Below are 12,621 nucleotides of genomic sequence, written 5' to 3'. Positions count from 1 at the left end.
ACAGACTCCCTGCATTCCCCGGCAGACTGGCCTCGATGCCGACTACCTGCGCCGGGCGATGACTGCAGCCACTGCGGCGGCGAACCGGTACCGACGAGGCGGGCAAGGCGGCCCGGCCAGCCCTTCTCGGCACCGCTCAGCGTGCCTCGATATGCACCACCACCAACTGCACGCGCTCCTGCCCGCGGTACTCGTTGACGTCCAGCCGGTAAGCCAGCTCGACCCAGCGCACCATGGGGTTCGGCCATTGCTCGCGGTCGACGTTGAAGGCGATGGCGTCGAGCTGCAGTGCCCCGCACTCGCTGCCTACCACCAGCTTCAGATGACGCTCGCCGACCAGCCGCTGCCGGACGACCTGGAAGACCCCGTGGAACAGCGGCTCGGGAAAGTGCTGGCCCCAGGGGCCGGCCTGGCGCAGGGCGCGGGCCAGGTCGAGGTGGAACTCCTCGACGCCGAGCCGACCGTCGGAGAGCAGCCGCCCGGTCAGGTCGTCCGCGCAGAGCTGGCGACGCACCTCGGCGTCGAAAGCCGCGGCGAAGGCGCCGAAGTTCGCCTGCGGCAGCGACAGCCCGGCGGCCATGGCGTGCCCGCCGAACTTGCTGATCAGTCTTGGCTGCCGGGCCGCCACCGCATCCAGCGCATCGCGGATGTGGAATCCCGGCACCGAGCGGGCCGAGCCCTTGAGCAGGCCGTCGCCGGCATCGGCGAAGGCGATGGCCGGACGGTGGTAGCGCTCCTTGAGGCGCGAGGCGAGGATGCCGATCACCCCCTGGTGCCAGTCCGGCTCGAACAGGCAGAGGCCGAAGGGCAGCGCCTCGACCGGCAGCTCCTTGAGCTGGGCCAGGGCTTCGCGCTGCATGCCCTGCTCGATGGCCTTGCGGTCCTGGTTGAGCTGATCGAGCTGCACCGCCATCTCGCGGGCCAGCCCCTCGTCCTCGCAGAGCAGGCATTCGATGCCGAGGGACATGTCGTCCAGCCGCCCGGCAGCATTCAGCCGCGGACCGAGGATGAAGCCGAGATCGGTGGAGGTGATCCGCCGGTGGTCGCGCCCGGCCACCTCGAGCAGCGCGCGCAGCCCCGGCCGCGCCCGCCCGGCGCGAATGCGCGCCAGCCCCTGGTGGACCAGGATGCGGTTGTTGGCGTCCAGCGGCACCACGTCGGCGACGCTGCCCAGGGCGACCAGATCGAGCAGCTCGGCCAGGTTCGGCTCGGTCCGCCCGGCGAACCAGCCCAGCTCGCGCAGGCGGGCGCGCAGCGCCAGCAGCACGTAGAAGATCACCCCGACCCCGGCCATGGCCTTGCTGGGGAATTCGCAGCCCGGCTGGTTGGGATTGACGATGGCGTCCGCCGCCGGCAGTTCGTGGCCCGGCAGGTGGTGGTCGGTGACCAGCACGCGCAGGCCGGCGGTCCGGGCCGCGGCCACGCCGTCGAGGCTGGAGATGCCGTTATCCACCGTCACCAGGAGTTCGGGCTGGCGCGCCAGGGCCACGGCGACGATCTCGGGGGTCAGCCCGTAGCCGTACTCGAAGCGGTTCGGCACCAGATAGTCGACGTGCGCCGCGCCGAGCAGGCGCAGGCCGAGCACGCCGACCGTGCTGGCGGTGGCGCCGTCGGCGTCGAAATCGCCGACGAAGAGGATGCGCCGGCGCTCGCGCAGTGCCTCGACCAGCAGCTCCACCGCCGCCTCGATGCCCTTGAGCCGGCTATAAGGCAACAGCCGCGCCAGTCCCTTGTCCAGCTCGGCGGCGGACTGCACGCCGCGGGCGGCGTAGAGGCGGGTCAGAAGCGGCGGCAGATCGCCCAGGTCGGGCAGGCGTTCGGGCAGCGGACGGGGTTCGATTCGCATTGAATGGTAATTTTCCAGGGCGGAAGCAGCCGCCGGATTCGAAGCCTGGCGGGTTGCTCCCGCCCCATGGGAAGACAGCAATCAGCGTTCGCCGAGCAGCCACTCCAGAGGAATCTCGTGCTGGCCGCGCTCGTCGGTGACGAACAAGGCGCCATCGCTGATCATCACGCTCCAGCTGAGCGAACGCGGCAGGTCGCGGGCCAGCGCCTCCAGCGCCTCCTGCCCCACGGCAGCCACGCTGAGATTCTTCAGACCCTTCACCGCGTCCAGCACCTTGCCCTGCCAGACCCGCAGGCTGCCGTAGGCCAGCAGGCTGACCCGCTCGGCGCGGCGCGAGCACCAGATCAGGCGCTCGGCGTCCGGCTGACCGACCTCGATCCAGTGCAGGACGCGGTCATCGAGGCTCTTCTGCCACAGAGCCGGCTCGTCGACGTCCGACAGGCCGCGGCCGAAGGCCAACTGCTCGTCGTACCAGAGGGCATAGGCGATCAGCCGCACGGCCAGACGCTCCTCGGTTTCCGAAGGGTGCCGGGCGACGGTGAAGCGCAGGCTCTCGTAGACCCCGCGGTCCAGGTCGGTGAGGTTGAGTTCGACTTTGTAGGGGGTGGCTTGCAGGGCCATGGGCAGGCATCCGGTCCGATCCGAGGGGGCGGCAAGTGTACCCCGAATCCGGCGCGCGGGCTGCAGCGCTCAATCGGCGAAGCACTCGACCCGGTTGCGCCCGTTGGCCTTGGCCCGGTACAGCGCCTGATCGCCGAGAGCCAGCAGGCGCGACAGGTCGTAGCCGGCCTGCACGGTAGAGGCGATGCCGATGCTGACGCTGATACGCCCCCCCGGCTCCAGCAGCAGCTCGCTGCAGGCTTGGCGGAGGCGTTCGGCCACCTGCAGCGCCACCGTCTCGTCGCCTCCGGGCAGCAGGCAGGCGAACTCCTCGCCGCCGATACGCCCGCAGACATCCTGCTGGCGGATCCCCAGCGCGAGCAGACGCCCGAAGGCGACCAGCGCCGCATCGCCCGCGGCATGCCCATGGGTGTCGTTCAGCCGCTTGAAGTGATCGAGGTCGCAGAGCAACAGGGTCGCCGGCCGACCCTCGGCGGCGCAGTGGGCGAGCAAGGACTCGCTGCCGGAGGTGAAGGCCCGCCGGTTGCCGATATCGGTGAGCGGATCGCGATAGGCCACCGTCCGGTAGCGCTGCTCGGCGCGCTCGCGGACCATGGCGTGGATGACGAAGGCGATGCCGTTGGCGAACAGAAAGGCCTCCAGCACCAGCCAGGCCATGAAGCCGGCGCCGCTCTCGCTCCAGTGCTGACCGATGGATTCGCCGCGATCGAGCAGCAGGCGCAGGCTGTAGAAGGCGCAGTGCAGAATCAGCAGCACCAGGGCCGGAGCGATGGAGACCGTCAGGGACGTACGGGCGCGCCAAAGCTCCCAGGCCCCCAAGCCGGTATAGAGAATGACCAGCAGGTTGCTGACCGCCACCCGAAGCGGCAGCGAGGCGAGGAAGAGCGGCCACAGACAGAGCAGCCCCCAGAGCAGCGCTCCCGCCAGGATTCCCAGGCGGCAGGCCGGGCGCCCGGCGAACACGCGCGCGGCCGTCCAACCCAGTCCGCCCGACAGCTGCAGCAGCATGTTGCCGAGCACGATGGACAGGGTGTCGACCCCGATGCCGCGCAGACTGCCCAGCAACATGCCCGCCGCGGCCACCAGAAGCGTGCCGGCCATGTAGCCGAGGGTCGACTCGCCATCGCTGCGCCACCAGGCATGCAGCATCAACAGGCCCAGCAGGACCAGCACGTAGACAACCGTCAGCAGCAGAGTGGGCAGATGCAGGGTCATGGACAGGCTGGGGCCGGAACCGGGAGGCGGAACTTTACGTGCGCCGCGGACAGGGCGCCAGCCCCGGCATAGCATGCCCGGACTGGTCGGGCATGGCACCGCGGGTTAGAGTCGCCGCCATCGCCAGCCCGACGGACCCCATGCCATGCCCAGCTCAGCCAAACCCCTCGCCGGCCTCAAGGTGATCGAACTTGGCAGCCTGATCGCCGGCCCCTTCGCCGCGCGCCTGTGCGCGGAGTTCGGCGCCGAGGTGATCAAGGTCGAATCGCCCGACGGCGGCGATCCGCTGCGCAAGTGGCGCAAGCTCTACGAGGGCACCTCGCTGTGGTGGTTCGTCCAGGCGCGCAACAAGAAGTCGATCACCCTCAACCTCAAACATCCGGACGGCCTGGCGATCCTCAGGCAGCTCTTGGCCGACGCGGACATTCTGATCGAGAACTTCCGCCCCGGCGTGCTGGAGAAACTCGGCCTCGGCTGGGAGGTGCTGCATGAACTCAACCCGAAGCTGGTGATGGTGCGCCTGTCCGGCTTCGGCCAGAGCGGGCCGCTGAAGGACCAGCCGGGCTTCGGCGCGGTCGGCGAATCGATGGGCGGACTGCGCTACATCACCGGCTTCGAGGACCGCCCGCCGGTGCGCACCGGCATCTCCATCGGCGACTCGATCGCTGCGCTCTGGGGAGTGATCGGCGCGCTCATGGCGCTGCGTCACCGCGAGGTCGGCGGCGGCCAGGGCCAGGTGGTGGACGTGGCGCTCTACGAGGCGGTGTTCGCCATGATGGAAAGCCTGGTGCCGGAGTTCGACGTGTTCGGCTTCATCCGCGAGCGCAGCGGCAACATCATGCCCGGCATCACCCCCTCCTCCATCCACACCTGCGCCGACGGCCGCCACCTGCAGATCGGCGCCAACGGCGATGCGATCTTCCGGCGCTTCATGCAGGCCATCGGCCGCGGCGACCTCGCCGACGATCCGAGCCTTGCCGACAACGCCGGCCGCGATGCGCGCCGTGACGAACTCTACGGGGTGATCGACCGCTGGGCCGCGTCCCTGCCGGCGGACCAGGCCATGGTCCTGCTCAACCGCGCCGAGGTGCCGGCCAGCCGCATCTATTCGGTGGAGGACATGGTCACCGACCCGCAATTCCTCGCCCGCGAGATGTTTCTCAGCGCCCGGCTGCCGGACGGCAAGCCGTTCAAGGTGCCCGGCATCGTGCCCAAGCTGTCGGAGACGCCCGGCTCGGCGGACTGGATCGGTCCGGAACTGGGCGAGCACACGAGTGAGCTGCTGCAGGCGCTCGGCTACAGCACGGAACGGATTGCCGCCCTGCGCGAAAACGGAGCGGTCTGACCCCGACATTGCACTGTCCGGGCACAAACGAAAGGGCCCCTCGATGGTCGCGGGGCCCTTTCGTCGCTCGTCATGCTCAGAACACGGCGCTCTGCCGAGCGCATTGCCCTCCCTCCAGCGCGGCGATCACCCTGGGCGGGAGACGCCCTTCGAGGATGCGCAGGTCGCGGTGGAGGCCATCCACCACATCGATGAGCAACCACTTGTCCAGCAGTTGCGCCGGACGAAGCAGGCGCTCGATCAGAATCTCGCCAGTGCCGCTCTGCAGCGTCAGCAACCGACCTCCATCCGGGCGAACCGCTCCTATATCGATCTTGTAAGGCGCCAGTGCCTCGACCAGCAATGCACGCGTGCTCTCCATATCCAAACACCTCAGGTGACGAGAAGGCTGCTTACAGCCTGCAAATGACTTGCCAGCACGCAGAAAGTTTCCATCCGGCTCGTCTGCAGGCATCGGGGGCATGGCGCGCACTGGAGAGCAGAGCCCGCCAGCGGTCGCCATGGCCGGCCATGCGATGCCTGGACAGGCTACGGAGGGAATATGAAAGAAAAAAGCCGCCCCCCTGTCGGGAGGCGGCTTCGTTGCTCGAGCGTCAGCGAGCTTCAGTGGCCAGCTGCATGCTTCACAGCAGTTTGCCGCGGTTGCCGTGCCGGCTGACGAAGTCCTGCACCGCCTTGAGGTCGTTGGGCAGCACGCTGCAGCGCTCCTCGCGCTGGAACAGGTCGGCCAGGTGCGCCGGCAGCTGCGGAGCTGCACCGATACCGGCCTTCTCCACCGCCTCGGGGAACTTGACCGGATGCGCGGTGCCGAGAACGACCATCGGCAGGGCCAGGCTGCGGCGGCACTCGCGGGCGGCCTTGACGCCGATCGCAGTGTGCGGGTCGAGCAGGTAGCCGGTCTCGCCATGCACCTCGGCGATGGTCGCGCAGGTGTTCTCGTCGTCCACCGCCAGCGAGTCGAACAGGCGGCGCGCCTCGGTCCAGCGGTCGTCCTCCACCGCCAGCCTGCCGGTGGCCTTGAAGCTGTCCATCAGCGCGGCCACGGCGGCGCCGTTGCGGCCGTGCAGGTCGAACAGCAGACGCTCGAAGTTGGAGGAAACCATGATGTCCATGGATGGCGACAGCGACGGGTGCAGGGTGTCCTTGTCGTAGCGGTTGCCGGACATGAAGCGGTGCAGGATGTCGTTGCGGTTGGTGGCGACGATCAACTGGTTGACCGGCAGGCCCATGTTGCGCGCCAGGTAGCCGGCGAAGATGTCGCCGAAGTTGCCGGTCGGCACCGAGAAGGCCACCGAGCGGTGCGGTGCTCCGAGCTGCAGGGCGGCATGGAAGTAGTAGACGACCTGGGCCATGATCCGCGCCCAGTTGATCGAGTTGACCGCCACCAGCCGGGTGCCCTTGAGGAAGCCCTGGTCGGCGAAGCTGGCCTTGACCATCTCCTGGCAGTCGTCGAAGTTGCCCTCGATGGCGATGTTGTGGATGTTGTCGCCGAGGATGGTGGTCATCTGCCGGCGCTGCACCTCGGACACGCGGTTGTGCGGGTGCATGATGAAGATGTCGACGTTCTCGCAGGCCTTGCAGCCCTCGATGGCGGCCGAGCCGGTATCGCCGGAGGTGGCGCCCATGATCACCACGCGCTCGCCGCGCCTGGTCAGCACGTGGTCGAGCAGGCGGCCGAGCAGTTGCAGGGCGAAGTCCTTGAACGCCAGGGTCGGGCCCTGGAACAGCTCGAGCACCCACTCGTTGGCGCCCAGCTGGGTCAGCGGCGCCACTGCCTTGTGGGCGAACACCCCGTAGGTTTCTTCGAGGATCCTCTTGAAGTCGGCGTCGGCGATGCAACCGGCGACGAACGGGCGCATCACCCGGAAGGCCAGCTCGTGGTACGGCAGGCCGGCCCAGGAGGCGATCTCCTCGACGGTGAAGCACGGCAGGTTTTCCGGCACGTAGAGGCCACCGTCGCTGGCGAGGCCGGCCAGCAGCACGTCTTCGAAATTCAGGGCCGGCGCCTGGCCACGGGTGCTGATGTAGCGCATGTGTGCAAACCTTCGGTTCGGGCCGCAGGCCCCGAGCCGCAGCGACTCGGACACTGGCGGCGGGCGGCGGGCGGCTTGTAGCGGATTAGTTGAGCTGTTCGACGCGGATGCGGACAACCTTGCCGACCACGCCCTCGAGGGTTTCCATGGCGGCGATGGCCTCGTCGATGCAGCGCTCGCGGACCCGGTGGGTGACCAGGATCATCGGCACCAGGCCGTCGTGCTCCTCGGCCTCCTTCTGCATGATCGACTCGATGTTGATGCCGCGCTCGGAGAGGATGCTCGCCACCTGGGCCAGCACGCCCGGATGGTCCTTGGCCTGGATGCGCAGATAGTAGGCGCTCTCGCAGGCCGAAATCGGCAGGATCGGATGGGCGGACAGCGCATCGGGCTGGAAGGCCAGATGCGGCACGCGATTCTCCGGGTCGGAGGTCATGGCGCGCACCACATCCACCAAGTCGGCCACCACCGCCGAGGCGGTCGGCTCCATGCCGGCGCCGGCGCCGCAGAACAGGGTCGAACCCACCGCGTCGCCGTTGACCATCACCGCGTTCATCACGCCGTTGACGTTGGCGATCAGCCGATCGGCGGGGATCAACGTCGGATGCACGCGCAGCTCGAAGCCCTCGCTGGTGCGCCGGGCGATGCCCAGGTGCTTGATGCGGTAGCCCAGCGCCTCGGCGTAGTTGACGTCGGCGCTGGTCAGCCTGGATATGCCTTCGGTATAGGCCTTGTCGAACTGCAGCGGGATGCCGAAGGCGATCGAGGCGAGGATGGTCAGCTTGTGAGCGGCATCGATGCCTTCCACGTCGAAGGTCGGATCGGCCTCGGCATAGCCCAGCGCCTGGGCCTCCTTGAGGACATCGGAGAAAGCCCGGCCCTTCTCGCGCATTTCGCTGAGGATGAAGTTGCCGGTGCCGTTGATGATGCCGGCCACCCAGTTGATGCGGTTGCCGGCCAGGCCCTCGCGGATCGCCTTGATCACCGGGATGCCGCCGGCCACCGCCGCCTCGAAGGCGACGATCACGCCCTTCGCGCGGGCCTTGGCGAAGATCTCGTCGCCGTGCACGGCGATCAGCGCCTTGTTCGCGGTGACCACATGCTTGCCGTTGTCGATGGCCTTGAGCACCAGTTCGCGGGCCAGGCCGCAACCACCGATCAGTTCGACGACGACCTCGATCTCCGGATTGTCGACCAGCTCGAAAACGTCGGCGGCGATGGGGGTGCCGGCGATATCGCATTTCGGGTTGGCGCTGCGCATGGCGATCTGGGCGATCTCGATTTCACGCCCGGCACGGCGGGCGATCTCCTCGGCATTGCGTTTGAGCACATTGAAGGTGCCGCCACCGACGGTACCCAGTCCACAGATGCCTACTTTGACCGGTTTCACGCTGAAACTCCCCATCTTCACCGCAGAGAACGACCGGGCATGCCCCGGCCGCAGAGAAAAGAGCCGCACATTACGAAGCACTCGGCCTTTAGTCAATTGGCGCACCGCCCGCAGGGCGCCGACGGCGCGGCTTGACGGCCGTGCGGTCAGTTGGTCGCCTGGGCGGCGATAGCCTGCTTGGCCAGCTGCGGTGCCGGCTGGTAGCCCGGGATCATCTGCCCGTTGGCCAGCACCACGGCGGGAGTGCCCTGCACGCCGATCATCTGGCCCAGTTCGAACTGCCTGGCGACCGGGTTGTCGCAGGTGGCCGCCGGCACCTTCTCCCGCGCCTTGGCCTTGTTCATCGCCGTCTGGCGATCCTTGGCGCACCAGACGCTCACCAGATCCCCGTAGCCATGGGAGCCGATACCCTGGCGCGGGAAAGCCACGTAACGCACCTCGACGCCGAGCCGGTTCAGCTCCGGCACCTCGCTGTGCAGTTTCTGGCAGTAGCCGCAGTCGGTGTCGGTGAAGACGGTGATGTGGGTCTTCGGCTCCTTGGGCGCGAAGATCACCATCTCGCTGGCCGGTATGCCGTTGACGGTCTTCGCCACGGCCCGGCTTTCCGCCTTCTCGGTGAGGTTGAGCGGCTTGCCGTCCTTGAGCTGATACAGGTAGCCCTGCATGACGAACTGGCCGTCGGCACTGGCATAGAGCATCCGTCCACCCTTCAGCTGGACCTGGTAGAGACCTGTCATCGGGCTTTCGGCGATGGACTCGATCGGCAATCCCGGCTGCATCTGCTGCAGGGCCTTGCGAATGGCCTGGTCGGGATCGGCCGCCAGGGCCAGAGTGCCTGCCAGGCCAAGCGCCACGGCAGCGAAAAGCGAGGAAACGCGCATGGATACTCCGAGGATGGTGCGAATGGGCAGAGCCTATCACAGGCGGGACATGCCGGACGGTCTATTCAGCCACGCGGATGATGCCGCGCGTGCAGCTCCTGCAGGCGCGCCCGGGCGATGTGAGTGTAGATCTGGGTGGTCGACAGGTCGCTGTGGCCGAGAAGCATCTGCACCACGCGAAGGTCGGCGCCATGATTGAGCAGATGGGTCGCGAAGGCATGGCGCAGGGTGTGCGGCGACAGGCTCTTGTCGATCCCGGCCACCCGGGCGTGATGCTTGATGCGGTGCCAGAAGGTCTGCCGCGTCATCTGCTCGCCACGCAGGCTGGGAAAGAGCACGTCGCTCGGCCGCCCTCCGAGGAGCAGTACCCTGGCCTCGACCAGATAGCGCTCGAGCCAGGCGATGGCCTCCTCGCCCAGCGGCACCAGGCGCTCCTTGCTGCCCTTCCCGAAGACCCGCACCACGCCCTGGCGCAGGTTCAGTTGCTCCAGGCGCAGGCCAACCAGCTCGCTGACCCGCAGGCCGCAGGCATAGAGCACCTCGAGCATGGCCCGGTCGCGCAGCCCGAGCGGATCGTCGCTTTCCGGCGCCGCCAGCAGCGCCTCGACATCGGCCTCGGAGAGGGACTTGGGCAAGGGACGGCCCAATTGCGGCAGATCCACCTGCAGGGTCGGATCGCTGGCGATCACGCCCTCGCGCAACAGGTAGCGGAAGAAACCGCGCAGACCGGAGAGAAAGCGCGCGGTGGAGCGCGCCTTGTAGCCGGCGTCGACTCGCCAGGCCAGATGATCGAGGATCAGTTCGCGCCCCACCTCGACCAGCTCCAGACCACGCTCACCCAGCCAGCCGTTGAAAAGCTCGAGATCGCTGCGATAGGCCGCCCGGGTATGCGTCGAAAGCCCCTTCTCCAGCCAGAGGGCCTCGAGAAAACGCTCGATCTGTGGATGCTCGATGGAGGGCATGCTGATCCTTGCCAGAACGGACAGAAGTGCTGCCAGAGGACCGCCGGCCCGCTGGCAGCGGCAGCCTGTTCAGGCTGCCTCATCCTTTTCCATGGGAAAGCCGGGCAGTATCGCCTGCGGTCGCTTGTTCTCGTCGATGGCGACGAAACTGAACAGGCCGGTGATCGCCTTCTCGCGGGTACCGCAATACATGCCTTCGACGAAGATTTCCACCTCGACCTTGCAACTGGTGTTGCCGACCTGCACCACACGCCCGACCAGCTCGACGATCGAGCCGCCCGGGATCGGATGCTTGAAATCGACCCGGTCCGAGGAAACCGTGACCGTCGGCAGGCGGCAGAAGCGCGTTGCGGTGATGAACGAGACCTCGTCCATCCAGCCCAGCGCGGTGCCGCCGAACAGGGTGTTGTGGTGGTTGGTGGTGAACGGAAAGACCGCTTTGGTGATGCGGGTTTCGGATAACGCGATCCGACGCTGGATTTCTTGCTCTCTAGGGGTCATGCCACTACTTCCAGATGAAAAAATAGGTGGCTGCCACTGGCGGGATTTTTTTGTTGTGCGCTGCAAGGCAGGACTTACACGCCTGCCGGCGGACGCGCAAACGAAAAAGCAGCCTTTCGGCTGCTTTTTCGAGGAGAAAAACCCTGATCAGGAGAGTTTTTCCTTGATACGTGCTGCTTTGCCGGACAGGTCGCGGAGATAATACAGCTTGGCCTTGCGCACGTCACCGCGACGCTTGACGGTAATGCTGTCGACCAGTGGGCTGTAGGTCTGGAAGGTACGCTCTACGCCCACGCCGCTGGAGATCTTGCGCACGGTGAAAGCGCTGTTCAGGCCGCGGTTGCGCTTGCCGATGACCACGCCCTCGAAAGCCTGCAGACGCTGGCGCTCGCCTTCCTTCACCTTCACCTGCACGATCACGGTATCGCCCGGGGCGAAAGCCGGAATCTCTTTGCTCATCTGCTCGGCTTCGAGCTGCTGAATGATCTTGTTGGTCATCTGAGTGCTCCTGAGACAGACCCCTGGCCTGCCATCGATACGTCAACTATCGTTCCGCTGGCGAAGGTATTCCGCCAACAGCTTTTGCTCTTCTCCAGAAAGCGAGCGGCTATCCAGAAGATCGGCGCGGCGCTCCGAGGTCCGCCCAAGGGACTGCTGCAGACGCCAGCGCCGGATGTGCTCATGATTGCCGCTCAGCAGCACCTCAGGAACACGTTTTCCCTCGTACACCTCCGGTCGGGTGTAGTGCGGGCAGTCGAGCAGGCCATCGGTGAACGAGTCCTCCTCGGCGGAACCGGCATGCCCCAGCGCACCGGGCAACAACCGGGTAACCGCATCGATCAGCACCATGGCCGGCAGCTCGCCGCCGGACAGGACATAATCGCCGATCGACCACTCCTCATCCACGTGCGCTTCGATGAAGCGCTCGTCGACTCCTTCATAACGGCCGGCAATGAGAATCAACGCCTCCTCCTGCGCCAGCGCACGCACCGCCTGCTGCTTCAACTGGCGGCCTTGCGGCGACAGGTAGATCACCTTCGCCCGTCCTCCGACCGCGGCTCTGGCGGCAGCCAGAGCCCGCTCCAGAGGCTGGATCTTCATGACCATGCCCGGGCCGCCGCCAAACGGACGATCGTCCACCGTCTGGTGGCGGTCCTCCGTGAAGCTTCGGGGATTCCAGCAGTTGAGCCTGAGCAGGCCCTGTTTGACCGCTCGGCTGGTTATGCCGAAATCACGGATGGCGGCGAACATCTCCGGAAAGATGCTGATGACTTCGACCTGCATGCTCAGAAGTCCGCATCCCAGTCCACCCGCATTTCGCCAGCTGCCAGGTCCACCTGCAGCACGCAGTGCTCCGTATAGGGCAACAGGCGCTCGCGGTCATCCAAGCTGCCGGCACAAGGCCTGACCACCAACACATCGTTGGCGCCGGTTTCCAGCAGATGATCGACCTTGCCAAGCAAGCGATCTGCCTGATCGATTACCCGCAGGCCTTCGAGCTGATGCCAGTAATACTCGCCCTCACCCAGCCGAGGCAGCTGAGCGATGGGAACGCAGATCTCGAAGTCCGCCAAGGCACGCGCCTCGTCGCGATCATCGATTCCCTTCAGCTTGGCCACCAGGAGCCTGCCCTGCGGGCGCCCCCGGACCAGATCCACCTGCCGCCACTCATCGCCACGCCTGAGGATCCAGCGACGATAGTCGAACAGGTTGTCGATCGGATCGGTGAAGGAATAGACCTTCACTTCCCCGCGGACGCCGTGCACCGAAGTGATCTTGCCAAGAACGATCAGTTCGTCGGCGGATGCAGGCGTCGTGTCCATAGCG

General features: G+C 66.8%; 13 protein-coding genes. 1 reads left to right on the top strand and 12 read right to left on the bottom strand.

The features are described from left to right. Nucleotides 1-136: 136 nt before the first annotated feature. The 3 genes from recJ to GCU53_RS18630 all read right to left on the bottom strand — a co-directional run bounded on the left by recJ (nucleotide 137) and on the right by GCU53_RS18630 (nucleotide 3,682). The gene (recJ, locus tag GCU53_RS18640) at nucleotides 137-1,846 is read right to left on the bottom strand and encodes a single-stranded-DNA-specific exonuclease RecJ (protein WP_152388926.1); all 1,710 of its coding nucleotides are present in this window, start codon (nucleotides 1,844-1,846) and stop codon (nucleotides 137-139) included. Nucleotides 1,847-1,927: 81 nt separating this feature from the next. Further along, nucleotides 1,928-2,467, bottom strand: coding sequence for a YaeQ family protein (locus GCU53_RS18635; protein WP_152388925.1), 540 nt, complete (start codon nucleotides 2,465-2,467; stop codon nucleotides 1,928-1,930). Nucleotides 2,468-2,536: 69 nt separating this feature from the next. Next, nucleotides 2,537-3,682: a GGDEF domain-containing protein gene (locus GCU53_RS18630; protein ID WP_208845315.1), complete on the bottom strand. Its 1,146-nt coding sequence runs from the start codon at nucleotides 3,680-3,682 to the stop codon at nucleotides 2,537-2,539. 145 nt (nucleotides 3,683-3,827) lie between these two features. Between GCU53_RS18630 and GCU53_RS18625 the strand changes: the two genes are divergently transcribed. Beyond that, nucleotides 3,828-5,027 carry a CaiB/BaiF CoA transferase family protein gene (locus GCU53_RS18625; RefSeq protein WP_152388923.1) on the top strand — a complete coding sequence of 400 codons (1,200 nt, stop codon included), beginning with the start codon at nucleotides 3,828-3,830 and terminating at the stop codon, nucleotides 5,025-5,027. Nucleotides 5,028-5,103: 76 nt separating this feature from the next. Here GCU53_RS18625 and GCU53_RS18620 read toward each other — a convergent pair whose 3' ends face one another. The 9 genes from GCU53_RS18620 to rimM all read right to left on the bottom strand — a co-directional run bounded on the left by GCU53_RS18620 (nucleotide 5,104) and on the right by rimM (nucleotide 12,617). Next, the gene (locus tag GCU53_RS18620) at nucleotides 5,104-5,388 is read right to left on the bottom strand and encodes a DUF3509 domain-containing protein (RefSeq protein WP_152388922.1); all 285 of its coding nucleotides are present in this window, start codon (nucleotides 5,386-5,388) and stop codon (nucleotides 5,104-5,106) included. 262 nt (nucleotides 5,389-5,650) lie between these two features. Beyond that, on the bottom strand, nucleotides 5,651-7,060 hold the full coding sequence (thrC, locus tag GCU53_RS18615) for a threonine synthase (RefSeq protein WP_152388921.1): 1,410 nt from the start codon (nucleotides 7,058-7,060) through the stop codon (nucleotides 5,651-5,653). A gap of 85 nt (nucleotides 7,061-7,145) precedes the next feature. Beyond that, nucleotides 7,146-8,450 (bottom strand): homoserine dehydrogenase, encoded by a 1,305-nt coding sequence (locus GCU53_RS18610; protein ID WP_152388920.1) that lies wholly within the window; start codon nucleotides 8,448-8,450, stop codon nucleotides 7,146-7,148. A 146-nt stretch (nucleotides 8,451-8,596) separates the two neighbouring features. After that, nucleotides 8,597-9,331, bottom strand: a complete 735-nt coding sequence (locus tag GCU53_RS18605) for a DsbC family protein (RefSeq protein WP_152388919.1) — start codon at nucleotides 9,329-9,331, stop codon at nucleotides 8,597-8,599. A gap of 65 nt (nucleotides 9,332-9,396) precedes the next feature. After that, nucleotides 9,397-10,293, bottom strand: a complete 897-nt coding sequence (gene xerD / locus GCU53_RS18600) for a site-specific tyrosine recombinase XerD (protein WP_152388918.1) — start codon at nucleotides 10,291-10,293, stop codon at nucleotides 9,397-9,399. A gap of 69 nt (nucleotides 10,294-10,362) precedes the next feature. Then, nucleotides 10,363-10,794 (bottom strand): acyl-CoA thioesterase, encoded by a 432-nt coding sequence (locus GCU53_RS18595; protein WP_152388917.1) that lies wholly within the window; start codon nucleotides 10,792-10,794, stop codon nucleotides 10,363-10,365. A 147-nt stretch (nucleotides 10,795-10,941) separates the two neighbouring features. After that, nucleotides 10,942-11,292 carry a 50S ribosomal protein L19 gene (rplS, locus tag GCU53_RS18590; protein WP_012702467.1) on the bottom strand — a complete coding sequence of 117 codons (351 nt, stop codon included), beginning with the start codon at nucleotides 11,290-11,292 and terminating at the stop codon, nucleotides 10,942-10,944. Nucleotides 11,293-11,334: 42 nt separating this feature from the next. After that, nucleotides 11,335-12,078, bottom strand: coding sequence for a tRNA (guanosine(37)-N1)-methyltransferase TrmD (trmD, locus tag GCU53_RS18585; RefSeq protein ID WP_152388916.1), 744 nt, complete (start codon nucleotides 12,076-12,078; stop codon nucleotides 11,335-11,337). Nucleotides 12,079-12,080: 2 nt separating this feature from the next. After that, on the bottom strand, nucleotides 12,081-12,617 hold the full coding sequence (gene rimM, locus GCU53_RS18580) for a ribosome maturation factor RimM (protein WP_152388915.1): 537 nt from the start codon (nucleotides 12,615-12,617) through the stop codon (nucleotides 12,081-12,083). Nucleotides 12,618-12,621 lie beyond the last annotated feature (4 nt).

This window comes from Azotobacter salinestris, assembly GCF_009363155.1.
Classification (GTDB): domain Bacteria; phylum Pseudomonadota; class Gammaproteobacteria; order Pseudomonadales; family Pseudomonadaceae; genus Azotobacter; species Azotobacter salinestris.
Note: the sequence above shows the minus strand (reverse complement) of the source record. Positions and strands in the feature narration are given on the sequence as shown.

Excerpts from the sequence above, each read along its gene's own strand:
- xerD (WP_152388918.1), bottom strand. The coding sequence starts at position 10,293 with ATGCCCTCCATCGAGCATCCACAGATCGAGCGTTTTCTCGAGGCCCTC.
- rimM (WP_152388915.1), bottom strand. The coding sequence starts at position 12,617 with ATGGACACGACGCCTGCATCCGCCGACGAACTGATCGTTCTTGGCAAG.
- GCU53_RS18605 (WP_152388919.1), bottom strand. The coding sequence starts at position 9,331 with ATGCGCGTTTCCTCGCTTTTCGCTGCCGTGGCGCTTGGCCTGGCAGGC.
- recJ (WP_152388926.1), bottom strand. The coding sequence starts at position 1,846 with ATGCGAATCGAACCCCGTCCGCTGCCCGAACGCCTGCCCGACCTGGGC.
- GCU53_RS18620 (WP_152388922.1), bottom strand. The coding sequence starts at position 5,388 with ATGGAGAGCACGCGTGCATTGCTGGTCGAGGCACTGGCGCCTTACAAG.
- rplS (WP_012702467.1), bottom strand. The coding sequence starts at position 11,292 with ATGACCAACAAGATCATTCAGCAGCTCGAAGCCGAGCAGATGAGCAAA.
- GCU53_RS18595 (WP_152388917.1), bottom strand. The coding sequence starts at position 10,794 with ATGACCCCTAGAGAGCAAGAAATCCAGCGTCGGATCGCGTTATCCGAA.
- GCU53_RS18625 (WP_152388923.1), top strand. The coding sequence starts at position 3,828 with ATGCCCAGCTCAGCCAAACCCCTCGCCGGCCTCAAGGTGATCGAACTT.
- thrC (WP_152388921.1), bottom strand. The coding sequence starts at position 7,060 with ATGCGCTACATCAGCACCCGTGGCCAGGCGCCGGCCCTGAATTTCGAA.
- GCU53_RS18635 (WP_152388925.1), bottom strand. The coding sequence starts at position 2,467 with ATGGCCCTGCAAGCCACCCCCTACAAAGTCGAACTCAACCTCACCGAC.
- GCU53_RS18630 (WP_208845315.1), bottom strand. The coding sequence starts at position 3,682 with ATGACCCTGCATCTGCCCACTCTGCTGCTGACGGTTGTCTACGTGCTG.
- trmD (WP_152388916.1), bottom strand. The coding sequence starts at position 12,078 with ATGCAGGTCGAAGTCATCAGCATCTTTCCGGAGATGTTCGCCGCCATC.